The sequence below is a fragment of the Aeromonas sp. 75A genome, assembly GCF_051919425.1.
Lineage (GTDB): Bacteria > Pseudomonadota > Gammaproteobacteria > Enterobacterales > Aeromonadaceae > Aeromonas > Aeromonas veronii.
The window spans coordinates 1453552-1478952 of the sequence record NZ_JBQBES010000002.1 but is presented as its reverse complement, the minus strand read 5'-3'; the positions used below and the strand labels follow the sequence as shown (position 1 = coordinate 1478952).

Below are 25401 nucleotides of genomic sequence, written 5' to 3'. Positions count from 1 at the left end.
TGCCACGCGCCATCCCGCCATTGCGGGCTCATGGACAACCACACTACGCCAGCTTAAAAAAGCCGTCAACACTTCCAGACGTCTAAATGGCTTTGCTGTTGGATTGCCATTAATTTCCTTAAGGGTTAAAATCCGCGCTCACGGCTAAATGAGAACAGGTGAGTCATGGGAACAGAGTGGAACGGCGACTACGTCAGCCCCTACGCGGAACACGGTAAGAAGAGCGAACAGGTCAAGAAGATTACCGTCTCGATCCCGCTCAAGGTGTTGAAAGTGTTGACTGATGAGCGCACCCGCCGTCAGGTGAACAACCTGCGTCATGCGACCAACAGCGAGCTGCTCTGTGAAGCCTTCCTGCACGCTTTCACCGGCCAGCCGCTCCCTTGCGACGAAGACTTGCGCAAGGATCAACCGGACAGCGTCCCGGCCGAAGCGCGCGCCATCATGGAAGCGCTGGGCAAAGAGATCGAAGATTTCGACAAGGAATAACCCCTGATGACGCGGTCCTGGCCGCGTCATTGCTATCTGCCATGTCCCGCTTCAGCCTGCGCCACTATCACCACCACGTTTGCAGTCATAGCCACGACTTTGCCCAACTGGTGCTCCCCCTCGACGGCCCCCTCGAGATCGAGGTGCAGGGCCGGGCGCGTCGACTTGCCCCCGGTTCTGCCTGCGTCATCGCCCCCGGCGAGCGGCACGACTACGCTGCCGATCCCGCGCTTTCGTTTCTGGTGCAGGAGAGCGACTGGTTACCCGGCGATTTGGCGGCCCGCCCCTTTATCGAGCTGGATGAGCCCCAGCGCCACTACCTCGCTTTTCTGCACCGAATGGTGGCCGAGGGGCGGCAGGTGGCGGGCATGGAGCAGGTGTGGCTCTCCCTGCTGGCTGAAGGGCTGGGGATGCAGAGCGCAGCCATTCCACGCCTTGCCGCCCGCATCCTCAAGGTGCAACGCCATATCGATGCCAACCTCGCCGCCCCGCTGACCAATCAGCAACTCGCCGCCATCGCCTGCCTTGGCCAGAGCCAGTTCAAGCTCGCCTTTCGCCAGCAGTTGGGGGTGAGCGTCTCCCACTACATTCGCAGTCGGCGCATGGCGCTGGCGCGCACCCTGCTTGCCGGTACGCAACTGCCCGTTGGGGAGATTGCCAGCCGCTGCGGCTACCAGAATCAGGGGGCCTTCGGCGAGCGCTTCCTGGCCGAGACCGGGCTCACGCCCTCCCTCTGGCGCCAGCAAAACGGCCGCCTGCCGCAACGAAACGGCTGATCGCCGAAGACGAGATGCTCTCTTTGGGCCATGCTGCGGGTCATGCAAGGTGCACGATAAACAGGAGCTGAAATGGAGACGATTAGCTGGCAGGATTTCGAAATGGTGGAGCTCCGGGTGGGCACCCTGGTGCGGGTCGAGCCGTTCCCCGAGGCGCGCAAACCGGCCTACAAGGTGTGGGCGGATTTTGGCCCCGAACTGGGGATTCGCAAGAGCAGTGCCCAGATCACCGCTCTCTACCAGCCAGAGCAGCTGGTGGGCCGCCAGATCATCGCCGTAGTCAACTTCCCGACCAAGCAGATCGGCCCGTTTCAGTCGGAGTTTCTGCTAACCGGATTCTACCGGCAGGATGGCGCCGTGGTGATGGCCATTCCCGAGCGGGCGGTGGAGAACGGCGCCAGGCTGGGCTGAGTTCACACCCGAACAGAGACAAGAGAGGCGACCCCGGGGTCGCCTCTCTTTTTGTTTTCTGCTGCGAGTCGTTACTTCAACAGGCTGAAGATCAGCGCTGATACCGCCAGCGAACCGGTCAGCAGGATAAAGCCGTTGGTCCAGCCGTGACGGAAGCGGGCCAGCGCCTCCACCTTATAGATGGCAATCACCGGCATGATGAACAGGATCATGGCGATGACCGGGCCGGAGAGGGTTTCCATCAGCCCCAGAATGCCCGGGTTGATGACGGCGGCACCCCAGATAGAGAAGAACATCAGGGCGATGCCGACTTTGTCCGCCTTGGCCAGCGGCAGGCCGGTGGGCTTGGCGATCAGGCTTTTGAGGCTTTCGCGGGCACCGAGGAAGTGGCCGAGGAAGGAGGAGCTGATGGCGATAAAGGCGATGAGCGGCCCCAGAGTAACGATCACCGGGTTGTCGGTGATGTTGGCGAGATAGGAGAGCACAGAGACGTTCTGGGCCTTGGCTTCTGCCAGCTGGGCTGGCGAGAGGCTCAGCACGCAGGAGAAGACGAAGAACAGCACGAAGCCTACCAGCATCACAGTTGTGTTGCGCAGGATCAGGCCGCTCTTGGCTTCGGCCTGCTCGCCATATTCACGGCGCTGCACGTTGGCAAAGCCGGAGATGGCGGCGGCGTGGCTGAAGGCGAACACGGTGACCGGCAGCGCCAGCCAGACGGTGTTGAGGAAGCTGACCCCTTCAAACGCGGTCACTTCCGGCCATTGCCACTGAGGTATCAGGTAGCAGGAGAGGGCCGCCAGAATGGCCGCCAGCGGATAGACCATAAAGGCGAAGGCACGCAGCATCGCTTTCTCACCCGCCAGCATCACGGCGATCATGGCAAATACCAGCAGGCCGGAGAGCATCACCCGATCCGGGGTCGCCATGCCGAGCTGGTTGACCATGAAGCTCTCTACCGTGTTGGTCAGCCCGACCCCGTAGATGAGCAGGATCGGGAAGATGGAGAGGAAATAGAGCGCCGAGATGAGGCGACCGGCCATCTTGCCGAAGTGCTCCTCCGCCACTTCAGTGAAGTCGGCGTGGGGGCGCGAAGAGGAAAGCACGAAGCGCGCCAGCCCTCGGTGGGCGAGGAAGGTCATGGGGCCCGCCAGTACCGCGACGATGACGAGAGGCCAGATCCCGCCCAGACCCAGATTGATAGGCAGGAACAGGATGCCGGCCCCAACGGCGGTGCCAAACAGGCTGATGACCCAGTGGGTGTCGTGACGGCGCCAGCGGGTGGTGCTGGCTGTGGTGGAGCAGGAACCGGATAGCTCCTTGGTAGCCTCTACAGATAAACTCATTACTAATTCACTTTTTGTTAGTGTTTTAATCTGAGTTCATTGTGGTTTATCGGGATTTAATTCTCAAAAAACGAGACTGAAACATATCACTGCCATTGCGGGGTTTAGCCAGCGAGATTGGGAATGGAATCTGGTTCACATAATGGAACAAAACTGATATTGGTGATTTTTGTGAAATATAAAACCAAAATCTGATCGACTATCATTTTTTTATTTTGGCTAATCAGGTGTTTTCAGAATTACGTGAAAAATCGCACCATTTCTCGCCGACCGATTGTGATGTTTCACTATCATTTTGCCGCTTTGCCAGCGTATCACGCTGTTCAAGAGTGCCTTGACCAGCGGATCACTCCGGTCATCACCTGGGGCAACTTCCCTGAAAAAGCAGGCGGCCATCGGGCCGCCTGCTTGTCTGGTGTGATGATATCGCTATCGGTCTAGTGGGCCAGAATGTTGCCCCAGGCGAGATCCGGATCCCCCATCACGATAAAGTCAGGGTTCTCCAGCGACTCGGTTTCGTTGTAACTGAGCGGCTGCAACGCCAGGCTGAGGATGCGGCCACCGGCTGCCTCGACGATGCACTGGGCGGCGGCGGTATCCCACTCGCCGGTGGGGCCGAGTCGCACGTAGCAATCGGCCGCCCCTTCCGCCACCAGACAGGATTTGAGGGAGCTGGAACCAAGCGGGATCAGCTCGTAGTTGATGGCCGGGTTGAGGCGGCGGGTGAGGTTTTCCAGCTTCTGGCGGCGGCTGATGGCCACCACCAGTGAGTCGGGCTGGTCATGCTCGTGGTGCATGGCGCTGATGGGCAGTACCTCGCCATTCACCTCCTTGAAGGCGCCGTAGCCGCGCACCGCCCAGTAGAGCACGTTGGACTCGGGAGCATAGATGACCCCGAGCACCGGCACATTGTCCCGCACCAGAGCGATCAGGGTGGCGAAGTCGCCGCTACCGGCGATGAACTCACCTGTGCCGTCGAGGGGATCCACCAGCCAGTACTGCCGCCAGTTGGATCGCTGGCTGAAGGGGATGTCGGCTGCCTCTTCGGTCAGCACCGGCACATGGGGGGTGAGCGCCGAGAGCGCCTGCTTGAGGTAGGCATCGGCAGCAAGATCGGCACTGGTGACCGGGGTCGCATCCTCCTTCAGCTGACGCTCGAACTGACCGCCGTGATAGATGTCGTGAAGGATCCTTCCGGCTTCGCGGGCAATCTCCTTGACCCCCGGCACCCAGGCCAACAACTCCTGCATCTCGTTATCCTCTGTCTGTTAACTGCCCGTCTGCGGGCTACTCTGCCTGCTCCGCCAGCCACTTCTGGGCCAGGAGCAGGGCACTGATGCTGCGCGACTCGGTGAAGTCGGGTCGCGCCAGCAATTCGTCGATCCGGTTGAGGGGCCAGGGGATCACCTCGAGGGGCTCAGGCTCATCGCCGATCCGCTGCTCGGGGAAGAGATCCCGGGCCAGTAAAATGTCCATCCGGCTGGAGAAGTAACCGGGCGCCAGTGACACCTGTTTGAGCAGGGTGAGGCTGCTGGCGCCAAAGCCCGCCTCCTCCATCAGCTCCCGGTTGCCAGCCTCGAAGGCATCTTCGCCCGGGTCGATCAGCCCCTTGGGAAAGCCCAGCTCGTAGGAGTGGGTGCCCGCGGCATATTCGCGCACCAGCAGCAGGGTGTGGGCATCGAACAGCGGTACCACCATGACGGCGCCCCGGTTGCCGCCGCGCATCCGCTCGTAGACCCGCTCCTCGCCGTTGGAGAATTTGAGGTGGAGGGATTCCACTCTGAACAGCCGGCTCTCTGCCACGATCTCGGCCTTGAGGATCTCCGGTTTGCTCTTCTCCTGCTCCAGCTGGTCGATCGAAATCTGTTCGGGGGGGCTTTTGTGGTGCTCACTCATCAGGGGTGACAGCTCGTTAAAAAATCGTGCTTCAAGAGTAAACGACTCCCACACCGAACACCACGGGGCAGGGAGGGGAAAGGGGGAGGAAAAATCCGTTATACTGCCGCCCCGTTTTCCGAGATCCGCGATCAAGAGGCCCGATGCCACACTCCCGCTCCACCACCTTGCCATGGCACCAGATAGATACCGTCTTGCTCGATATGGATGGCACCCTGATCGATCTGCATTTTGACAACCACCTCTGGCAGCAGCTGGTGCCGGAGCGTTACGCCGAGCGGCTCGGGCTGCCACTGGATGAAGCCAAAGCGCAGATCGATGTCCACTATCACGCCGTCAACGGCACCCTGAACTGGTACTGCGTGGATTACTGGAGCGAGACCCTGGGGCTCGATATTCGTGCCCTCAAGCAGGAGCTGCTGGCGAAGATCCAGTGGCGTCCACACGCCATCCCCTTTCTGGCCGCGCTGCGCGCCGCGGGCAAGCAGCTGGTGCTTTTCACCAATGCCCACCCCGCCAGCCTGTCGGTGAAGGATGCGCAGTTGGGGCTCCGCGACCATCTGGATTTGATGGTGAGTACCCACGAGCTGGGCTGGTCGAAGGAGAGCCAGCACTGCTGGCAGGCGCTGGCCGAGCGGCTGGCGTTCGATCCGGCCCGTACTCTGTTTGTGGATGACAGCGAGCGGATCCTGCAGGCTGCTGCCGACTACGGTATCGGCTACCAGCTGGCGATCCAGAATCCGGACAGCTGCAAGCCGGAGCAGAGCATTACCGCTTTTCCGGCGATCCGCGACTATGCCGAGTTGCTGCCGCTGGCAATCTGAGCCTGCTGAAACAAGAGAGGGCTGCATCGTGCAGCCCTCTCTGTATCTGAAACCTTGCGGTGAAAAAATCACAGCTCCCGAAACGGGCGCCGTTTCTCCTCTTCGATGACGATCGCCTCCAGATTGGCGATCCTCTCCTGCAATTCTCTGATGATCATATCCTGCTTGCCGAGGCGGTCGGTGATGCGGGCATCCCCCATCTGATAGCGGGCCCGCTTGCCGAGATATCCGAACAATAGGCTGATAAATACGATCAGGACTATGCCTGTCCACATGGTCATGTCACGACTCCTTGTCGTCTATAAACGGCGAAAACGCTGATGGATCCGTTCTGTTTTCTCATAGCCGCCAATTGGCCGCAATGGGGCCCGTTTCGTCTTTGTGATGCAGTTGGCTATTGCTGCCAGAGCGGGCGGTCAAGCCACAATTTTGTTACTCGGGTGGCTATTGTTGCCAGAGGGGGCGGCCAAGCCAGAGGGCCCACAGGGTGAGGTGCAGCAGCACGATAAACCAGAAGACCAGCCGGTAGCTGCGCTTCTGGGTCTTGTGGCGCAGCCACTGGCGGGCCACCAGCGCCCCCGGCCAGCCGCCGCACAGCTCCAGCAGATGGAGCCTCGATTCGGGAATGCGCCACTCACCCCGTACCGCCTGCCGCTTGTCCCAGGCGTAGGCGGCTACCGTGAGCAGGCTCATGGAGAGCAACACGGCCAGGGGCCACCACTGCTGTTCGCCGAGGCCGAGCCAGAGGGCGGCGCCCAGTGGCAGCAGCGCCAGCGCCATCATTGGGCCAGCTCCCAGCAGCGCTCCTCGTCCTGCTTGAGGGTGCGGATCACCTTGGCCGGATTGCCCACTGCCACCGAGTCGGCCGGGATGTCGCGGGTCACCACGGCGCCGGCACCTATGATGGAGCGCGGCCCTATGGTGACGCCGGGGCAGATGATGGCGCCGCCACCAATCCAGCAGTCGTCACCGATCCGCACCGGCTTGTTGTAGGCGGTCCAGTTGCGTCGCTCCAGATAGTTCATGGTGTGGGTGGCGGTGTAGATCTGCACGTTGGGGGCCAGCAGCACATGGCTGCCGATGTGCACTTCGCCCACGTCGAGAATGGTGACGTTGAAGTTGAAGAAGGTCTTCTCGCCGATATGAATGTTGCGGCCGAATTCGCAGGTAAACGGCGTGCTGATCCAGCAGGAGTCGGGGCAGTGGCCAAAGAGCTCGCGGCAGATCTGCTGGCGCAGAGGGGCATCGCCCGCCGATGAACCATTGAGCCGGGCCAGCAGCGCCTGACCGCGGATCCGGTCGTTGGCTATCTCCTCGCTCTGGCTATCCAGTGCCCCGCCTGCCAGTACCTTGTCCCAGTCGCTCGCCATTGCTACCTCCTCATGCTGCAAGAGCAGGCAGTATACGTGACTGTCAGGGGCGCCGTCAGTCTGTCACTTGTTGCAGGTGATCCCCGTCAACCTGCGGGCCAGACGAGGGGCAGGATCAGCAGGGCCGAGATGAAGTAGGGGAGCAGCACCCGCAGCCCCAGACTGCGACCGCCGATACCGAGGGCCAGCAGCCCCTTCACCAGCGAGTTGATCAAACCGGCGAGCAGGATGCCGCGGGCCGCCACCTCCAGCGCCAGCTCTTTATGGGAAAGTTGGGAGAGCGACAAGGTGATGGCGTCCACGTCGGTGATCCCCGACACCAGCGCCAGCAGATAGACCCCGGAGTTGCCCACCTTGCTCTGCAACAGGGTGGCCATAAAGCCGATCAGTGCCAGCAGCAGGCCGAACTTGATGGCGGTGGCCAGATCGAGCGGGTTGCTGGTTTCCGGCTGCACCGGGCCGTCAGTCAGCTCCTCGCGCTGACGCCAGAACCAGAAGGCAAAGCCGTAGACTGTGGTGGCCAGCAGCAACAGGGGGGCGATGAGGCGCATCGCCAGCTCGCTGTGAATGAGCAGCACCAGCACCAGCAGCCGCAGCCACATGGTGGCCCCTGCCAGCAGGATGCCGGTAGCCAGTAGTCGCTCCAGCCCCCCCTGCTCCTTGTTGAGGCGAGCGAACTGCAGGGTGAGGGCGGTGGAGGAGGCCAGTCCCGCCAGTATGCTGGTGAGCACCAGCCCGGCGCGGGTGCCGAGCAGGCGTACCGCGAAGTGGCCACAAAACGAGATGCCGGCGATCACCACCACCATCAGCCAGATCTTGAAGGGGTTGAAGGCATCGAGGGGCCCCATCTCCTCGTTGGGCAGCACCGGCAGCAGCACCAGCGAGATAAGCAGAAAGCGCAGGGTGGCGTGGAATTCGGTTTCGCTGAGAAACAGCATCCCCTGCTGGATCTGTCCCTTCAAGCCCATCAACAGGGCGGCCAGCACGGCGCAGGCGACCGCCTCGCTCGGGCTCAGCAGTACCGACATCAGCCCCAGCAAATAGGTGAGCAGCATAGCTACCGAGCTGGTGAGACCGAACTCCCCTTGCCAGCGCTGGGCCAGCCAGACCGAGAGGCCGCAGCCGATCACCACCGCCAGCAGGCCGAGCAGCGGCAGCCAGGGGCCCAGGGTGGGCAGCAGCAAACCGCACACCCCGCCAAGCAGGCCGATGAGGCCGTAGGTCCGCATCCCGGCGATGCGCTGGTTATCCCCCAGCTGGCGCACCTGCCAGCCCCGCTCCAGCCCGATGATAAGGCCGATGGCCAGCGAGACCAGGGCACCGTTGACCGGTTCTGCATTGATCCACATAACGACTTCCTTTTCGTCATCAGCCTGCCTTGTTCCCATGATGGCACAGCGAGCAAGGGGCCAGAGGGGCATGGCTCACAGAGTCTGCGTTCGGCTCCCGGTGTGGGTGGCTGAGTTGATATGAGCAAAAGAGATAAGCAAAGAGTTATTTCTTTCTTCTGGGCATAACAACTCCACGGCATGCTGTTCTCAACCCAACAAGATATGGAGAATCACCATGAAACTGCGAATGACCGCCCTGACCCTGCTCTCTCTGCTGGCATTTGGTCAGGCCAATGCCGCCGAGATCCGCCTGCTCAACGTCTCTTACGATCCGACCCGCGAGCTGTTTCAGGAGTACAACGCCGCGTTTGCCAAGGAGTGGAAGGCAAAAACCGGTGACGACGTGGTGGTGAGCCAGTCTCACGGTGGCTCCGGCAAGCAGGCCCGCGCTGTGGTGGATGGACTGGAGGCCGACGTGGTATCGCTGGCGCTGGCCTACGATGTCAACGCCATCGCCAAGGCGGGGCTGACCGCTGCCGACTGGCAGAGTCGCCTCGGCAACAACGCCTCGCCCTATACATCCACCATCGTCTTCCTGGTGCGCAAGGGCAATCCCAAGCAGATCAAGGATTGGGATGATCTGGTGCGCAAGGATGTCGCCATCGTGACTCCCAATCCCAAGACCTCCGGCGGGGCACGCTGGAACTATCTGGCCGCCTGGGGCTATGCCCTGAAGAAGAGCGGCAGTGAAGAGGGGGCCAAGCAGTTTGTCGGCGATCTATTCAAGAACGTGAAGGTGCTGGACTCAGGCGCCCGCGGTGCCACCACCAGCTTTACCGAGCGCGGTCTCGGTGACGTGCTGCTGGCGTGGGAGAACGAAGCCCTGCTGGTGCTTGGTCAGGCGGGTGCCAGCGACAAGTTCGAGCTGGTGGTGCCTTCGGTCTCCATTCTGGCGGAGCCGCCGGTCGCGGTGGTGGACAAGGTGGCCAGGAAGCACGGTACCGAAGCGGTGGCCAAGGCATATCTCGATTATCTCTACTCTGACGAGGGGCAGCATATCGTCGCCAAACATCACTATCGCCCCAGCAACCCGGCGATCCTGAAGGAGACGGCAGCCCAGTTCCCGCAGCTTGCCTTCTTTACCGTCAAGGATCTGGAAGGGGATTGGGAGAAAGCCCAGAAGAAACACTTCGCCCAGGGCGGTCTGTTTGACCAGATCTATCAGCCGGGTCGTTGATAGCTTCGTTATCCATCACTGAACTGGCCCCTGTGCCAGCCGATAGGAGCACCAAGATGAACAAGATCCTCCTGGTTCCCGGTCTGCACAACAGTGGGCCGGATCACTGGCAGAGCCGCTGGCACGATCATTTTCCCCAATGGCAGCGGATGACCGGGCTACCGTGGGACAAGCCGGACCTCAGGGTCTGGAGTGCCAAGCTGGCGAGCAAGCTGAAACGTCGCCGCAGCCGGGTCCATCTGGTGGCTCACTCCTTCGGCGCCCTGACCGCCATCGCGGCGGCCCGCTTGCAGCCGGAGAAGGTGGCCTCGATCTTTCTGGTAGCTCCCGCCGATCCTGCCCGTTTTGGCATTGTGGATGAGGCCTTGGCCGGGCCGCTTCAGGTGTCGGCCCAGCTGGTGGCCAGCCGCAATGATCCCTGGATGAGCTTTGAACGGGCCGAATACTGGAGCCGTCAGTGGCAGGTGCCGCTGTTCGATGCCGGTGAGGCGGGCCATATCAATGCCCAGTCCGGTCATGGGGACTGGCATCAAGGGCTGCATTTGCTGGGGGCTCTCTATCGCCGTGGTGAGCTGGTGGTGGCACCGGTCAAGACCGCATCGCCCCGGCCGGTCGTACTGGGCTTTCGCTAGGTATCTGTGAAGTGGTTGGAGGGTTGGCGAGCGCGCTGTTCGCTGGCTACTCCATGCCCCCGTTCTTTGAATGCTCCGCTCCGTATTGCTCCATTTCTTAGGTCTTTTATTTATATAAAAGACCTTTTTTTATTTGGAGTGCGCCAAGAGCCTTGTGACTCTGCGGTTAGACAAAAAAGTGATTAGCAAAGTCGCAATTGATGTTTGTTGCCGATGAGGGGAGTGCGCAGAATCACCATATCGAAAATTCTTCATAACAGATGGATGTGTTATGCGATTTGGTTCTTATTCTGTCCTGCCCGGTTTTGGCCCCACCTTGGGGTTCAGCCTGCTCTATCTGGGCCTGCTGGTGCTGTTGCCGCTCTCGGCCCTGGTACTGTTTGCGATCAACAACCTGACCGCCGCCGAGTTCTGGCAGGTGATCGGTTCACCCCGGGTGCTCGCCTCTTTTCGCCTGAGCTTCGGTGCGGCCTTTGTCGCGGCGCTGCTCAACAGCCTGTTTGGCCTGATCCTGGCCTGGATCCTGGTGCGCTACACCTTCCCCGGTCGTCGTCTGGTGGATGCGCTGATCGACCTGCCATTCGCCATGCCGACCGCCGTTTCCGGCATCGCCCTGTGCGCCATCTTCGCCCCCAACGGCTGGATCGGCCAGTTGCTGGCGCCGCTCGGCATCCAGCTCGCCTACAACCCTATCGGGGTGGTCATCGCACTCACCTTTATCGGATTGCCGTTTGTGGTGCGTACCCTGCAGCCGGTGCTGCGGGAGGCTGAAACTGAACAGGAGGAGGCGGCCGCCAGCCTCGGCGCCGATCGCTGGCAGACCTTTCTGCGGGTGCTCTGGCCGACCCTGGTGCCTGCCCTGCTCACCGGCTTTGCGCTGGCGTTTGCCCGCGGGGTGGGGGAGTACGGTTCGGTCATCTTTATCGCTGGCAACCTGCCGATGGTCTCGGAAATCGCGCCGCTGATGATCATGAGCCATCTGGAGGAGTATGACTACGCCGGAGCCTCCGCCATCGCCGTGGTGATGCTGCTGATTTCGTTCATTTTGTTACTGCTAATCAACAAGTTGCAGGCCTGGAGCTGGTCTCGCATCGGAGGGAGCCGGATATGAGTTCATCTGCTATCGCTATTGAGGCGGCCTCTGTGGAGGTGACCCCCGCTCGCAAGGCGCCGGTCGTGATCCGTGAACCCCAGTGGGTCAAGTGGCTGCTCATCACGGTCGGTTTGGGCTGGTTTGCCGCCCTGTTGCTGCTGCCGTTGGCCACCGTCTTTATTCAGGCGTTGACGCCGGGGCTGGCTTTTTTCTGGCACGCCATCAGCGAGCCGGATGCCCTGAGCGCCCTCGGTCTGACCGCACTGGTGACCCTCTGCGCCGTTCCCCTCAATCTGCTGTTCGGGATCGCGGCGGCCTGGGCCATCGCCCGCTTCCGCTTCCCCGGTCGGCAGCTGCTCATCACTATCATCGATCTGCCCTTCTCGGTATCGCCGGTGATCGCCGGTCTGATGCTGGTATTGATGTTCGGCAGCCGCGGCTGGTTTGGTGACTGGCTGAGCGAGCACGACATCAAGATCATTTTCGCCACCCCGGGGATCATCCTGGCCACCACCTTCATTACCGTGCCCTTCGTGGTGCGCGAGCTGCTGCCCCAGATGGAGGCGCGTGGCCCGGAAGAGGAAGAGGCGGCCATCATGCTGGGGGCGAGCGGTCTGCAGATGTTCTGGCGCGTCACCCTGCCCGGCATTCGCTGGAGCCTGATGTACGGCCTGCTGCTCTGTACCGCCCGCGCGGTCGGGGAGTTTGGCGCGGTGTCGGTGGTCTCCGGCCATATTCGCGGCCAGACCAATACCCTGCCGCTGCATATCGAGATCCTCTACAACGAGTACCAGACCGGCGCCGCCTTTGCAGTGGCAAGCCTCTTGGCTCTGTTCGGGATCTTTACCTTGCTGGGGGAAACCCTGTTGGCCCGGCTGCGTGCCCAGCCCACCAAATCTCACTGAGTCACCGTTTTAAAGAGGCAGCCATGAGCATTCAGGTTCAACAACTCAACAAGCATTTCAATCAGTACGCGGCGCTGGCAGACATCAACCTCGACTTTCACGACGGTGAGCTGGTGGCCCTGCTCGGCCCCTCCGGCTGTGGCAAGACCACCCTGCTGCGGATCATCGCCGGGCTGGAGCAGGCCGACAGTGGCAGCGTCATCATCCGCGGTGAGGACGCCTCGGATCTCCATGTGCGCGAGCGCAATGTCGGTTTCGTGTTCCAGCACTACGCCCTGTTTCGCCATATGACAGTCTTCGAGAACGTGGCGTTTGGCCTTAGAGTCAAACCGCGCAGTGAGCGCCCGGCCGAGGCGGCCATTCGCGCCCGGGTCAAGGAGCTGCTGGATCTGGTGCAGCTCAGCCATGTGGCCGAGCGCTATCCGACCCAGCTCTCCGGCGGTCAGCGTCAGCGGGTCGCGCTGGCTCGCGCGCTGGCGGTGCAGCCCAAGGTACTGCTCTTGGATGAGCCCTTCGGTGCCCTCGATGCGCAGGTGCGCAAGGAGCTGCGTCGCTGGCTGCGCGAGCTGCACGACGAGCTGCACGTCACCAGCCTGTTCGTCACCCACGATCAGGAGGAGGCGCTGGAGGTCGCGGATCGGGTGGTGCTGATGAATGCCGGACGGGTCGAGCAGATCGGCACCCCGGCCGAGGTCTACGACCAGCCTGCCAGCTCCTTCGTCCACAGCTTCCTCGGCAGTGTGAACCAGTTCCGCGGTCGGGTGGCGGAGCAGGGATCGGTGTCGGTGAGCAGCTGCTCGGCGGGCCGTCGGCTTCTCATCTGGCCCACGGCAGTGCCGCCATCGCCTATGTCCGTCCCCATGAGCTGGAGATCTTGCCAGCCGATGCGCCGGGCGGGATCCGCGCCACCATTACCCGTCTGCTGCCCATGGGACCACGCATTAGGGTGGAGCTGCGTGGCGATGGAGAGACCAAAGGGGCCCACTACGAGGCGGAGCTGACCAAGGAGGCGGCCAAGCTGTTTGTCCCGGGTCAGGGGGTGAAGCTGGTGGCCAGACAGGCGCAGTTCTATCCCGATTATCAGATTTGATGCTGTGTTGCGGGCGGTGTGGCCGCCCGGTTCAGGCGCTCTGCCGGGGCATGATCCGGCCAAATAACAAAAATGAGAGGGGCGAGCAGATTGTGTCGCCCACTCTTCGCAGGAGGCGACAAGGTGAATTTTCAGCAGTTACGCATTATCCGGGAGGCAGCGCGGCGGGATTACAACCTGACCGAGGTGGCCAACGCCCTTTTTACCTCGCAATCCGGGGTGAGTCGCCATATCCGCGAGCTGGAAGAGGAGCTCGGTATCGAGCTCTTTATCCGCTACGGCAAGCGGCTGCTCGGTATGACCGAGCCTGGCAAGGAGCTGCTGGTGATTGCCGAGCGCATTCTCAATGACGCCAACAACATCCGCAAACTGGCCAGCACCTTCGCCAACCGCGACTCGGGACGTTTACTGGTGGCGACCACCCATACCCAGGCGCGCTATGCCTTGCCGCGGGTGGTAAAGGCGTTTCGCGAACAGTTCCCGCTGGTGCAGCTGGAGCTGCGTCAGGGCAGCCCGGAGGAGATAGTGCGGCTGGTGCAGACCGGCGAGGTGGATATCGGCATCAGCAGCGAGCAGCTCGACAAAAGCGAAGGGGTGGTGGCATTCCCCTACTACCGCTGGCACCACAATATCGTGGTGCCCGAGCAACATCCGCTTACTGGCGAGCGGGATCTGACGCTGGCGGCGCTGGCCAACTGGCCCATCGTCACCTATCAAGCCGGGTTGACCGGGCGGGTGCGGGTGGATGAAGCCTTTGCTGCGGCTGGTATCGAGCCGCAGATCCTGCTGACGGCGCAGGACTCCGATGTCATCAAGACCTATGTCGAGCTGGAGATGGGGGTCGGCATACTGGCCGATATGGCGTTCGACACCCAGCGTGATCAGGGGCTGGTACAGCTCGACGGCAGCCATCTGTTTGCCCCCCACACTGCCTGGATTGGCCTCAAGCAGGGGCAGTTCCAGCACAACTTTGCCTGGCAGTTTATCCAGCTCTGCAACCCCGAGCTGGCGCTGGCGGATATTCAGGCCCGCGCCATGGGCAGCGAACCCGCCCTCGACTTCCAGATTTGAATGAGAAGAGATAGCAAAAGGGGAGCCACTGGCTCCCCGTTGTATTGATGGCGTCATGACCCGCTGCGGATCACTTCAGCTCAATCCAGGCTTCTTGCCAGTGGGAGCCGACACCCGGCTCGTACTGGGTGGCGGTGGTGGTCCATTGCTGGCAGTAGCCGCTGTAGGGGAAGGGCTTGCACTGATAGACCTTGCCATTTTTCGGCTGCTGCACCTTGGTGCCGGCGGCATAGGATTTGAGCGAGTTCGGGAAGACGAAGTCGTATTCGCCGCTGCTCTGCTCCTTGAACATCAGGTCCATGGTCTGCTGGATGGTCTCGCCACCCGCTTTCGGGGTGGCCTTGATCACCAGCTGGTGGTGACCAGCCTTGAGACCTTCCAGCGCCATGGTGAAGGTGTGGCTGCTGTCCTTGATGTCGGCACTGCTTTCACCCTTGGCGACGCCGCCGTGGTCATAGAGGGTGTTGGTGACGACCAGATCGCCCTGTGCGGTGACGGTGAAATCGAGGATTGCCTTGCCGTTGTCCAGCAAATAGTCGCTGGCCAGACCGCTGACGCTGATGCTGTCCACTACCGGCGGCTGCAGCTGTTGCAGATCAATCTCGACTCGATCCAGTTTGCTGTCTCGATGCAGATAGACGGGGTTCATACCGTAGACCGGATTGAATTGGCCATCGGCTCCTTGCTGGCCGGCGCGGATCAGGCTCTGCTCGGCGTTGATCTTGCTGGCGAGGGCATGGGTCCAGCTGTTCTTCTGGCCCTGCTCGGCGGTGGTGATGGTCAGCACGGTCTGCAGTTCCGGGCGCTCGCCGTTGGCATCGAATACCCGGGTCATCGCCTTGTCACCCACCGCGAGGTCGATGGAGGGGTAGATGGTGCCTGCCTGGCTCCACTCCAGCGGCGGCTGGCTGCCATCTTTGAACTTGGCATCGATGATGTTGTAGAAGCTGTTGCTGGTGTCGCCCACTTCCCACACGCCAAGGATCACTTGATAACCGGTGCGCTCCGGCAGGATGCAGTTATGGGTCACCTGCTTGGGCGGCTGCACCATGTTGCCGTCGATGACGCAGAAGGGGGTCAGGTCGAACGAGGCGCGGGTGAGCGGCTGGTTGGGGTTCCAGTCCTGCTTGGTGAGGTAGTAGCGCCAGTTGCGGGTGACGTGGTTGGCAGTGAAGGTCCAGCTGATGGCGAAGGGGCCGGGCTGTACTTCACGCTTGGTCCAGCGGTCGCTGGTCTGGATGTTCAGCTCGCTCCAGCGCGGGCTGCCCGCCGAGGCGATTTGACCATCCTGCGGGCCGCTCTGCGGGAAGCCTGATGGGCCCTCCACGCTCTGGGGCTCCCACTGCACGCCGCCACACTGGCTGTTGCCACCGGTTTTGCACAGGTAGTTGCGGCTCTCTGGCTGGCTGATGTAGCCGTGGGCCAGGGCGCTGCCGCTGGCCAGCAGGGCCAGCATCGCCGCGATGTGATTGAGTTGGATTTTTGCTGCCATACATTCCTCTGTTCGATAGATGTGGGCAGTCAGTTGGCCGGGGAGTTCCCCGATGCACACTTGCGTGTGGCAACCCCGCTATCCTGGACAAAACGTCTGTAGACCGGAGGCTTTGCGTCCCACCTTTCGGTCAGTTTGCCAAATGACTAGATGGTTAGTGATGGGCCAAATGTTCGGCCATCAGCATTGTGTACTGCATTGATTAATTATCTGAAGTTAAATGTTTAAATGCGCCATTCAATGGCGCGAAAATCATTCTAACTGGCTGTTTTTAAATTGTTCTCTTATCTGTGAATGGCACCGATTAACGTTGAATATGCCGATAAGATGCATGTTGATTGCGTGTTGCTGACGTAAAAAAAACCTGCCAGCTTGGCTGGCAGGTCGGGTGACAAGGCGACAAGGATTGACGCCATCAATGACGGGCGCGCTGCTCGCCTGACGGGGGAGACACGGGAGCCATCATTGGTGCAGTGGAGGACTCCTTGCCCAATTTGAACACCGCAAGCCGCTCATCCAGGCTGCGGGAGAGACCGGCCAGCAGCTCGCTCTCCTGCGCCAGTTGCGAGGCGGACTGGGACATCTCCAGCGCCGAGTCGTTGATGCCGCTGACGTTGCGGTTCATATCCTCGGCCACCATGCTCTGCTGCTCGGCGGCGGTAGCGATCTGGGTGGCCATGTCGCTTACATGCTGGATGTGGTTGACGATCAGGGTGAGATCCTGCCCCGCCTGCTGGGACTGGTTGACGCTGCTCTCTGCCAGTTTGCGGCTGGTATCCATGGCGTTGGCGGCGGTGACGGCCCGTTGCTGCAGCTGGGCAATGGTGCTCTGGATCTCTTCGGTGGATTGGCGAGTGCGGCTGGCCAGCTGGCGCACCTCGTCGGCCACTACGGCAAAACCGCGGCCCTGCTCACCGGCACGGGCTGCTTCGATGGCGGCGTTGAGGGCCAGCAGGTTGGTCTGCTCCGAAATGGCGCTGATGACGGCGGTCACTTCGCTGATCTGCATCACTCCCTCTTTAAGCTGGTTGACCTGCTGGGTGGCCTGCTCCACCTCGGTGGCCAGCGCCTTGATGCCGTGCACGCTGGCGTGAACGTCGCGGTTGCCGAGGCCAGCTTCACCGGTCGCTTCCTGGGTATCCCGCGCGGTATTTTCGGCGTGCCCGGCCACATCGGAGATGGTGGCGCTCATCTCGTTCATGGCGGTAGCGAGCTGGGCCAGCTGATCCCGCTGGCTGGTGACCGCCTGATTGGTCTGCTCGGCAGAGGCGGCGATGCGCAGGGCGGCATCCGCCACGTTGCGAGCCCCCTGGCTGGCCTCCAGCAGGGCGTGACGGATGGCATCGAGACTCTGGTTGGTGCAGCGGGCGACCACTCCCAACTCATCCTTGCCCTGTACCGGGATGCTCACCACCAGATCCCCCTTGGCGACCCGTTGCATGGCGTGGTTGATCTGACTGAGGGGGGAGACGATGGAGTGGGTGATGCGCCAGCCCAGCAACCCCATCAGCAGGATCACGATGGCGGTGGCGGTACCCATCTTCATGTACTGGGCCCAGATGGTCTGCTGAATATCTTGCAGCAGCATGCCGGAACCGAGGATCCAGCCCCAAGGCTGATAGCCGGATACCATGGAGAGCTTGTCGGCGGTTTCACCCGATGGGCCTGTCCAGACATATTGCAGGGTGCCCTGTTTGCCCCCTTTGGCGATATCCACCATCTGATACCAGAACTGCCCGGCGGTGGCGGCGCTTCCTTCACCCATCTTCTGGCCGACCAGTTCGGGACGGATAGGGTGAACCACCATGGTGCGGTTCTCGTCGATGACGAATAAATAGTTGTTGCCATCAAAGCGGGTGTTGGTCAGCAGCTTGCGCGCCTCCTGCTGGGCCTGCTCTGCTGGCAGGGTGCTGGCCAGAAACTGGATCTGGCTCATGGCCTGTTCCAGAACCGCATTGAGCCGCGCCTCTCGCTCGCTCATCAGATTACGCTGGAGCGCGTTGGCCGAGATAAGTAGCAGCGAGACAAAACCGACAAACGCCAGTGCGAGCAGCAAAATCAATTTGCGGCTCACGGTAATATCACCGAGCTTGAACATGACTAAACCCTCATTTCCCTGTTGATTTTATGTGGCTCTGTACCGCGGCAGCCAGTTCGTAAGAGTTAACAACTCATTTACTTTCAGTCTCTTGCCGACCTTTCTCAAATGAGCGTTTTAACATCAGTATAGTCAGCAGACAGCAACCCCCACTTTTTGGTAGCGTGTTGATGCGCATCCCTGCGCAATTTTTGCCAAAGAGTGTGAATCATTTGGCATTTCACTAAAAAAAGGAGTGGGCCCCGCTGCGGGTGACCCCATAACAAGAGGGAATTTATGAGTTCCATTGCCAGGAATTACTTCAACCAGCTCAACGCCGACTACCTGCAGGTGCACAGGCGCAAGGAGGATCTCTTCTGGTCCACCTATATGGGCACCAGCGACGATCAGGCCGGTTTCACCGCGGCCGAGCAGGCCTACAAGGCCTTTTGTGCCAATCCGGCCCGTCTGCCCGAATTGCGGGAGATGTTGGCGCAGGCCGACGAGGATGATCTCAAGCGCGGTCTGCAAGGCTGGATCGCCTTCTTCGAGTGCAATGTGATTGAAGATCCCGCCGCATCCGCCCTGATGGATGAGTTGGTGGCTGCCGAGGCGGCGCTGTTCGCCCGCCGCAAGGGGCTGAAACTGACCCTGCTGGATGAGCAGGGCCAGCAGGTCGCAGGCAGCCTGCCCGCCGCGAGTACCTCCCTTGCCGCCAGCCCGAACAAGGCGGTGCGCCAGAGCGCGCTCGCCATGTTCCACACCCTGGAGCAGTGGGTGGTCGGCAACGGTTTTCTCGAGGTGGTGGCGCTCCGCAACCGCTTTGCCCGCGCCATGGGCTATCGCGACTACTTCGACTACAAGGTGCGCAAGAACGAGCAGATGAGCCCGGAGCAGCTGTTCGCCATCCTCGACGACTTTATTGCCCGCACCGACGCTCGGTTGCAGCAGAGCCTGGCCGAGCTGAAGGCCGCCAAGGGCGAGGCGGCCCTGCTGCCTCACAACCTGCGTTACAGCGTGAGCGGCGACGTGACCCGTCAGCTCGATCCTTACGTGCCCTTCTCGCGGGCGCTGCGAGATTGGGTCGAGAGCTTCCGCCGGCTCGGCATCCAGTATCGCGGGGCGACCCTGACCCTGGATTTGCTGACACGGGAGGGGAAATACGAGAACGGCTTCTGCCACGGCCCGGTTCCGAGCTTCTTCCAGCAAGGGGATTGGGTGCCTGCGGTGGTCAATTTCACCAGCCTGGCCGATCCGGCGCAGGTGGGCAGCGGCTGGAGTGGCCTCAACACCCTGTTCCACGAGGGGGGGCACGCCGCGCATTTTGCCAATGTCACCGGCAACGCCCCCTGCTTCTCCCAGGAGTTCCCGCCAACTTCCATGGCTTATGCCGAGACCCAGTCGATGTTCTGCGACAGCCTGCTGGACGATGCCGACTGGCTCAAACGTTACGCTAGAAATGCGGCAGGAGAGGCTGTTCCCGACGCCCTCATCAAGGAGATGATTGAAGCGCGTCAGCCGTTTCGCGCTTTTAACGAGCGCCAGATCGCGTTGGTGGCCTACTTCGAGCGGGATCTCTACGCCATGGGTGAGGCCGAGCGCACCCCCGAGGCTGTGTTGGCGCTGGCCCGCCAGTGGGAGCGCAAGATCCTCGGGGTCGAGAGCCCGCGCCCGTTGCTGGCCATTCCGCACCTCCTTAATCAGGAGTCGGCCTGCGCCTATCACGGCTACCTGCTGGCGCTGATGGCGGTGGAGCAGACCCGCGCCTTTTTCCTCAAACGTGATGGCTACCTCACCGACAACCCGCGTATCGGGCCGGATCTGGCCGCCCACTACTGGGGGCCTGGCAACGGCATGAGTCACGATGAGACCCTGCGCAGCCTGACTGGCGAGGGGTTTAGCGCGGTGCCGCTGGCCGAGGCATGCAACCTGAGCGCCGCCGAAGCCTGGCAACAGGCGCAGGCCTGCATGGCCGCAGCCCAGCAGCGCCCCGCGGCTGGCGAGGGAAGCCCGCTTGATGCCCATATCCGGGTGGTACACGGCGCCGAGCTTATCGCCGACAACAGCGAGTCGGAAACCCGCATGCTGGCCGACTTCGAGGCGTGGATTACCCGGTGCTACTTTGCTGGAGATGTCAGAGAGGAGCTGAGCTGCGTGCAGTAAGTGATGTGATGAAGGCAGGCTTGATATGAATAGGCAATTGGCAGGAGGGGCGACCTTCCTGCCATTCTTTTTTCATTATTCACGATTCATCAATGACTTTATTTCCACAATTTTCACAGATGGTATGGCGTTCAAAGCGATCCATGTTGGCCAGAAAGGGGCCGGCGGCCCAGCCGGTAATGAAGTCTTTGATAAATGCAGTGCGCTTTTGCTCTGGTTTCACCTCTTTTCCATAGGATTTGTCGACCAGCACCACGACATGGTTGGTCTCGCGCTGACAACTCGGGCAGTAGCGTTGTTCGGTGGATGCAAGCAAGGGGGATCTCCTTGTCCGGAAGAGTGGGCAGCAGGTTTTCCGCCGCAGATATGTAATGTCCCCATTTGATTCCTTTTTCTGGCAGGTCGTCAATCACAGCGGAGGTGGATTGTGCGCCATCTCCTGTGAAGAGGGGCGAGCCAACAAGGGTGATCATGAGGGGCCAGTTGACCCCTCTTTTGTTTCCGTTTGTCACACATTGCCACACAAGCTTCCCCCTATGGCAAAGTCTTGTGACCGGACAGGTGTGTAATGGCGCCATTAGCAGGGAGATGAGGCCCTGCCGCGATGGAACCAGGGAGCATGTTATGACGAACAAATGGATGTGGTGGCTGTTGCCGCTGCTGGCGGTCGGGGTCTGGTGGCTGGGTTATGCGGGGGATGCCAACGGGGTGTGGCCCTGGCGCCATGAGATGTTGCTGCTGACGGGTCTGCTGGGGATGACTTATATGGCCATTTCGCTGTTGCTGGCGTTGCGTCTGCCGCAGCTGGAGGTGTGGTGTGGCGGTCTGGACCGGATGTTGCGATGGCACCGTCAGACGGCCATCGGCGGTGCGTTGGCGCTGACCGCCCACTGGCTGCTGGTGGAGGTGCCCAAGTGGGCAGTCTCGGCGGGTTGGCTGAGTCGTCCCGCTCGGCGTGGGGCCAGTGCAGCTGGAGCTGGTGCAGGTAATGGCATCTCGCTCCATGCCCTTGGCAATACCCTGGGTGAGTGGAGTTTCTATCTGCTGATCGCACTGGTGGTGGTGAGCTTGCTGGCGCTGGTCAGTTATGGCCGCTTTCGGCTGATCCACCGGCTGGCGCCGCTCATCTATCTGGCGGGTTGGGGCCACGGGCTCTGCCTGCTGCCTCAGATTGGGGCCATGACCCCGGTGGGGGTAGCGATCTGGTTAATCGGTGGGCTGGGAGCTATCGGGGCCCTCTACTCCCTGCTGGGGCAAGTGGGGGCGCGGGATCGCCATCCCGGCCGGGTCATTGCGGTGCGGGCGCTGGCGGATCACACCTGCGAGCTGACCATGCAGCTGGAGAGGCCGCTCGCCCATTACCGCCCGGGTCAGTTTGCCTTTTTCGAATTTGATGCCAAGGAGGGGACGCACCCCTTTACCCTGGTGCGGGTGTCGGCGGATCGGCGCCAGCTGGTGATCGCGGTGCGGGCGCTCGGGGATCATACTCGTCAGCTGGTGGCAGAGGCGCGCGTCGGGGATGGGGTGGTGGTGACCGGCCCCTATGGCGCCTTTGTCGCCCCGCAAGGGGGAGGTAGAACCCTCTGGCTGGGGGCCGGGATCGGTATCACGCCGTTCGTCGCCTGGCTGGAGGGGCTGGCTGCCCGTGGGGAGCGGGGCGAAGGGATCACTCTGATCCAGTGCGCGCCGGATCTGGCGGGGGCCGTTTACCAGCAGCGGTTGGCCGAGCTCTGTCATCGCACCGGTGTGTGTTATCAGCTGCATCTGGACAAGGTGGCCGGGCGGCTGGATCTGGCCCGCATCGCGCAGGATGCGCCCGAGCAGGTATGGTTTTGCGGGCCGGAGGGGATGGCAGATGCCCTGACCCGGCTGTTGCCGGACGGGCATCTGCATCGCGAGCTGTTCCGCTTTCGTTGAGCTCGATGGGCGCCGTTATTTGGCGCTGGCTGGCAACTGCTTGAGGGCGGCTTGTACCGCCGCCTCCAGCTGCGGGTCGCGTCCAGCCACCATGTCAGCCGGAGTGAGGGGCACCTGCTGGTCCGGGATCAGCTCCTGATTCTCGTAGAAGGTACCGTCCGGTTTGCGCAGCCCCAGGGTCGGAATGCCGTAGGAGAGTCCCGGGATCAGCCGGGAGTCGTGGCTGTAGACCATGGTGCCGGTGCCGGGCACCGGATCGCCGACGATGGGGCCGACCTTGAGGGCACGGTAGTACTCGGGGAAGGCGGAACCTTCCGAGTAGCTGCCAGCGTTGACCAGCACCACCGAAGGCTTGGTCCACTGGCGAGTGGCGGCATCGGTTTCCCCCTTGCCCTGACGGGGCCAACTGCTGGCCATCCCCTTGGTGCTGCCGCTGCCGGTCAAAAACTCCACCAGGGTATTGGCGAGATAGCCGCCGCTGTTGAAGCGGACATCGACGATAAGCGCATCGCGATTGCGCTGTCTGCCGAGGGCATCCGCCACCACTGCATCGTAGACCTCGCTATTCATTGCCGGCAGATAGACGTAGCCGACCCGTCCTCCGCTCAGGCTGGCCACCAGTTCCCGCCGTTTCTCAATCCAGCGATCCTGTTGCAGCTGGTACTCCTGCAGCTTGTTGATGGCGGTGAGCACTACCTCGTCAGTTTGCTTGTTGCCCTCCTGCTGGAAGGTGAGGGCAAGCCGGGCACCGGCCTGATGGTTGAGGGCCCGATCCAGCTCGGCCAGATTGGCAATCGGGACGCCGTTGATGGCGAGCAGGCGGGCGCCCGGGGCGATATCGCTCTCCTGATCCAGCGGGCCGCCAGAGAGTAGGGCGGTGAGCATCACCCCCTGCTCGCCATCCTGCCAGTAGCCGCCAAGGCTGGCGGTCTCGTCCGCCATGCGCGGGAAGGGGGCGGGGCCGCTGCCCCAGGTGTGGGAGACATTGAGCTCGCCAGCCAGCTCCGCCAGCAGGTTGCCAAAGTCCCGCGGGTTGCCGATGCCCGGCAGCAGGCGGCGGTAAGCGGCGACATAGCTATCCCAGTTCACCCCGTTCATGTCGTCCAGATAGAACTCGTCCCGGGTGAGCCGGGCGATCTGATCGAAGGCGGCGGTCATGCGTTCCTGCCAGCGGCTGGTGGGCTGCAAGGCGAAGGGGGTGCTGGTGGCCTCGCCGGAGTCGAGGTGGATCCGGGTGATCTCCCCATCGCGCACCAGGGTAGCCAGGGTGCCCTGCTGGTTGAGGCTTGCCAGCGCAGGGCCGGGCTGCTCACCAAACAGTTCGCTGGTTTTGCCCTTGCGCAGGTCCTGGCTGTAGCCCTTGATCTCGCTCTCGCTGTTGACCCCCATCTCCTCCACCAGATAGATCAGCTGGTCGCCGATGATGCGGCTGGCAAGCAGGGTGCCGGTGGGTTGCAGCAGCAGCGCTTCGCGATGGTTGAGACGATCGCTCTCAAAGCCGTATCCCCCTTTCGGCGGCTCCAGTTCGGCAATCGCATCGGCTCTGGCGGCGCGGCTGCTGTAAATGCCGAGCAGGTTGGTGACGAGGGGCTCGCCATCGGGCCCCAGTGCGCCAAACCGGGTCGATTGCCAGTAGAGGATGGCGCCATCCTGACTCCAGCCCGGTTGCCCATCCTGATAGCCGTTGAGGCTGACATTGACCGGTTTGGCCTTGGGATTGGCCGTGTCGATCACCGCGATCTCCTGCTCTGCCGCATCGGGGCGGAAGGTGAGCGCCAGATGGCGGGAGTCGGGGGCAAAGGCGAGATGCACCTCGTGGCGCGACGGGTTGAAGCTGGCAGGCACCAGCTCCCGCTGCTTGTTGCTCGCCAGATCCAGCAGATGGATGGCCTGGCCATCCACCACGAAGGCGAGCTGCTTGCCGTCGGGGGAGAGCACCGGACAGCTGATCCCCTTGTCGGGAATCGCCAGCAGCAGACTCTCGGTCAGAGTGCCGGGATCGCTGAACAGCAGATCAGGGTCCCCCTTGCGCAGGCGATAGAGGGCGGCGTGCCCCTGCTGCTCCGACAGATAGATGAGGGCGCGCCCCTGCTCGGCAAAGAGAGGGCTGGATTGCTCGCTCGGATCGCGGGTCAGCTGGCGCACCCTTTCCCGCTCGGGGTCGACGGCAAACAGGTTGCCCTCGCTCACCAGGATCAACTCATCTGCCTCTTCGCTGACCAGCGCTTCGTCTGCCAGGGCCAGGGTCTCGCTCGCCTCATCCGGCGCGCTGGCCACTTGCGGGGTGAGGGTCAGCTTGCGTGGCTCGCTGCTATCGGCATCGAGGCGATAGAGCTCGCCCAGCCATGACCAGACCAGATCGCCACTGCGAGAGGCGCTGAGCCCCCGCACCGGATGGCCCTGATAGTGGGTCAGCTGTTGCTCCTTGCCGCTGGCAAGATCCCGGCGCCAGACGTTGAAATTGCCGCTGCGCTCGCTCAGGTAAAAGAGGGTATCTCCCTTGTCGCTCCAGACCGGATCGGTGGCCGCCACCCGATCTTCGGTCAGCTGCTTGTGCTGCTTGCCATCAAACAGCCAGAGACGGGGCACCGCGAACGAGTGCTGATGCTTGCGAAAGGGTTGATCCGCCGCGGGCATCTGATAGGCGATCCGCTCCCCGTGGGGACGGGCGAGGGTCGCAGGCAGCGGCAGATCGGCCTGCAAGGTGCCGCCGGTGATCGGGGTCCAGTAGAGCTCGCCCCATTGGTAGCCTTCCGCGACAAAATGGTCGGCATCGGGCGCCCCCAGGCGCTGGCTGCTCAGCAGCAGTCGTTTGCCATCGGCGCTGAAGGCTTGCGGCAGATCGGTGCGCGAATCGCGGGTGAGGCGCACCATCTCGCCGCCGCTGGCGGGTACCACGAACACATCTTCGTTGCCGTAGAGATTGGCGGCAAAGGCGAGCTGTTTGCCATCCGGCGACCAGATTGGTCGCTGGCTCAGGTAGTCGCTGCCGGTGAGCGCCGTAGCGGGGCCACCCTCGGCACTGGCGACAAAAATGCGCCCCTGCCAGGTGAAGGCAAGCTGCTTGCCATCGGGGGAGAGGGCGGGCTCGCGCAGCCAGAGTGCATCGGCGGCGACAATGGCGGGCAGCCAGAGCAGAAGTGGCGAGAACAGCAGGGTGGCGAGGCGGCACGAAGAGCGCATGGCATGATCCTGTCGGGGAGTGGAGTGTTATCTTCGCCGATCATTGCCCCGGGTGCCAGCGCGATAATTTTTGGTATCTTGTTGTTTTAACTGTTAATTAC

Annotated in this window: 22 protein-coding genes, 1 pseudogene and 1 riboswitch; of the genes and pseudogenes, 12 read left to right on the top strand and 11 right to left on the bottom strand. The window is 62.0% G+C overall.

The window, feature by feature from the left end; all coding sequences use genetic code 11:
* The first annotated feature begins 165 nt into the window (after positions 1-165).
* The 3 genes from metJ (at position 166) to ACTG2T_RS06705 (ending at position 1676) form a co-directional block, all read left to right on the top strand.
* Positions 166-489 (top strand): met regulon transcriptional regulator MetJ, encoded by a 324-nt coding sequence (gene metJ / locus ACTG2T_RS06715; protein WP_005340251.1) that lies wholly within the window; start codon positions 166-168, stop codon positions 487-489.
* Positions 490-530: 41 nt separating this feature from the next.
* Entirely contained in the window at positions 531-1265 is a 735-nt protein-coding gene (locus ACTG2T_RS06710) for an AraC family transcriptional regulator (protein ID WP_330124928.1), read from the top strand.
* 72 nt (positions 1266-1337) lie between these two features.
* The gene (locus ACTG2T_RS06705) at positions 1338-1676 is read left to right on the top strand and encodes a tRNA-binding protein (RefSeq protein ID WP_139494963.1); all 339 of its coding nucleotides are present in this window, start codon (positions 1338-1340) and stop codon (positions 1674-1676) included.
* 71 nt (positions 1677-1747) lie between these two features.
* On the opposite strand, the gene ACTG2T_RS06700 is transcribed toward ACTG2T_RS06705, so the two are convergent.
* The 3 genes from ACTG2T_RS06700 to nudE all read right to left on the bottom strand — a co-directional run bounded on the left by ACTG2T_RS06700 (position 1748) and on the right by nudE (position 4915).
* Positions 1748-3019 carry an aromatic amino acid transport family protein gene (locus ACTG2T_RS06700; protein ID WP_103252478.1) on the bottom strand — a complete coding sequence of 424 codons (1272 nt, stop codon included), beginning with the start codon at positions 3017-3019 and terminating at the stop codon, positions 1748-1750.
* A 437-nt stretch (positions 3020-3456) separates the two neighbouring features.
* The gene (gene cysQ / locus ACTG2T_RS06695; protein ID WP_005357849.1) at positions 3457-4269 is read right to left on the bottom strand and encodes a 3'(2'),5'-bisphosphate nucleotidase CysQ; all 813 of its coding nucleotides are present in this window, start codon (positions 4267-4269) and stop codon (positions 3457-3459) included.
* A 37-nt stretch (positions 4270-4306) separates the two neighbouring features.
* On the bottom strand, positions 4307-4915 hold the full coding sequence (gene nudE, locus ACTG2T_RS06690; protein ID WP_330124927.1) for an ADP compounds hydrolase NudE: 609 nt from the start codon (positions 4913-4915) through the stop codon (positions 4307-4309).
* A gap of 143 nt (positions 4916-5058) precedes the next feature.
* Between nudE and yrfG the strand changes: the two genes are divergently transcribed.
* A complete protein-coding gene (yrfG, locus tag ACTG2T_RS06685; protein WP_159157702.1) occupies positions 5059-5739 on the top strand; it encodes a GMP/IMP nucleotidase in 681 nt (226 codons plus the stop codon).
* Positions 5740-5807: 68 nt separating this feature from the next.
* On the opposite strand, the gene ACTG2T_RS06680 is transcribed toward yrfG, so the two are convergent.
* From ACTG2T_RS06680 to ACTG2T_RS06665, 4 genes are all read right to left on the bottom strand, one after another.
* On the bottom strand, positions 5808-6020 hold the full coding sequence (locus ACTG2T_RS06680; RefSeq protein ID WP_040067337.1) for a hypothetical protein: 213 nt from the start codon (positions 6018-6020) through the stop codon (positions 5808-5810).
* A gap of 163 nt (positions 6021-6183) precedes the next feature.
* Positions 6184-6522, bottom strand: a complete 339-nt coding sequence (locus ACTG2T_RS06675) for a DUF1294 domain-containing protein (RefSeq protein ID WP_159157701.1) — start codon at positions 6520-6522, stop codon at positions 6184-6186.
* Positions 6519-7109: a sugar O-acetyltransferase gene (locus ACTG2T_RS06670; RefSeq protein WP_069554486.1), complete on the bottom strand. Its 591-nt coding sequence runs from the start codon at positions 7107-7109 to the stop codon at positions 6519-6521. The genes ACTG2T_RS06675 and ACTG2T_RS06670 overlap by 4 nt, the downstream gene beginning before the upstream one ends.
* A gap of 86 nt (positions 7110-7195) precedes the next feature.
* A complete protein-coding gene (locus ACTG2T_RS06665) occupies positions 7196-8458 on the bottom strand; it encodes an MgtC/SapB family protein (RefSeq protein ID WP_330124926.1) in 1263 nt (420 codons plus the stop codon).
* 217 nt (positions 8459-8675) lie between these two features.
* Between ACTG2T_RS06665 and ACTG2T_RS06660 the strand changes: the two genes are divergently transcribed.
* The 6 genes and pseudogenes from ACTG2T_RS06660 (at position 8676) to cbl (ending at position 14468) form a co-directional block, all read left to right on the top strand.
* Entirely contained in the window at positions 8676-9677 is a 1002-nt protein-coding gene (locus tag ACTG2T_RS06660; RefSeq protein ID WP_108541086.1) for a sulfate ABC transporter substrate-binding protein, read from the top strand.
* A gap of 56 nt (positions 9678-9733) precedes the next feature.
* Entirely contained in the window at positions 9734-10309 is a 576-nt protein-coding gene (locus ACTG2T_RS06655; protein ID WP_088870220.1) for an RBBP9/YdeN family alpha/beta hydrolase, read from the top strand.
* Positions 10310-10580: 271 nt separating this feature from the next.
* Positions 10581-11420: a sulfate ABC transporter permease subunit CysT gene (gene cysT / locus ACTG2T_RS06650; RefSeq protein ID WP_040067348.1), complete on the top strand. Its 840-nt coding sequence runs from the start codon at positions 10581-10583 to the stop codon at positions 11418-11420.
* Entirely contained in the window at positions 11417-12307 is an 891-nt protein-coding gene (gene cysW, locus ACTG2T_RS06645; RefSeq protein WP_184236104.1) for a sulfate ABC transporter permease subunit CysW, read from the top strand. Before cysT ends, cysW begins: the two co-directional genes overlap by 4 nt.
* A gap of 23 nt (positions 12308-12330) precedes the next feature.
* Positions 12331-13397, top strand: a pseudogene (locus tag ACTG2T_RS06640) (sulfate/molybdate ABC transporter ATP-binding protein).
* A gap of 123 nt (positions 13398-13520) precedes the next feature.
* On the top strand, positions 13521-14468 hold the full coding sequence (gene cbl / locus ACTG2T_RS06635; RefSeq protein WP_159157696.1) for an HTH-type transcriptional regulator Cbl: 948 nt from the start codon (positions 13521-13523) through the stop codon (positions 14466-14468).
* Positions 14469-14538: 70 nt separating this feature from the next.
* Here the strand turns inward: cbl and gbpA are convergent, their stop codons facing one another.
* Both gbpA and ACTG2T_RS06625 read right to left on the bottom strand, forming a co-directional pair.
* Positions 14539-15960, bottom strand: coding sequence for an N-acetylglucosamine-binding protein GbpA (gene gbpA, locus ACTG2T_RS06630; RefSeq protein ID WP_330124925.1), 1422 nt, complete (start codon positions 15958-15960; stop codon positions 14539-14541).
* A gap of 65 nt (positions 15961-16025) precedes the next feature.
* Positions 16026-16110: riboswitch (cyclic di-GMP riboswitch) on the bottom strand.
* 265 nt (positions 16111-16375) lie between these two features.
* Positions 16376-18058, bottom strand: a complete 1683-nt coding sequence (locus ACTG2T_RS06625) for a methyl-accepting chemotaxis protein (RefSeq protein WP_201986191.1) — start codon at positions 18056-18058, stop codon at positions 16376-16378.
* A 276-nt stretch (positions 18059-18334) separates the two neighbouring features.
* Here ACTG2T_RS06625 and ACTG2T_RS06620 point away from each other — a divergent pair, with 276 nt between their 5' ends.
* Complete coding sequence (locus tag ACTG2T_RS06620) at positions 18335-20200, top strand: M3 family metallopeptidase (protein ID WP_330124924.1); 1866 nt, start codon at positions 18335-18337, stop codon at positions 20198-20200.
* 79 nt (positions 20201-20279) lie between these two features.
* On the opposite strand, the gene ACTG2T_RS06615 is transcribed toward ACTG2T_RS06620, so the two are convergent.
* Entirely contained in the window at positions 20280-20516 is a 237-nt protein-coding gene (locus tag ACTG2T_RS06615) for a hypothetical protein (RefSeq protein ID WP_330124923.1), read from the bottom strand.
* Between the two features lie 308 nt (positions 20517-20824).
* Here ACTG2T_RS06615 and ACTG2T_RS06610 point away from each other — a divergent pair, with 308 nt between their 5' ends.
* Positions 20825-22117, top strand: coding sequence for a ferredoxin reductase family protein (locus ACTG2T_RS06610; protein ID WP_330124922.1), 1293 nt, complete (start codon positions 20825-20827; stop codon positions 22115-22117).
* Between the two features lie 15 nt (positions 22118-22132).
* Here the strand turns inward: ACTG2T_RS06610 and ACTG2T_RS06605 are convergent, their stop codons facing one another.
* Positions 22133-25300, bottom strand: a complete 3168-nt coding sequence (locus ACTG2T_RS06605) for a S41 family peptidase (RefSeq protein ID WP_330124921.1) — start codon at positions 25298-25300, stop codon at positions 22133-22135.
* Between the last annotated feature and the right edge of the window lie 101 nt (positions 25301-25401).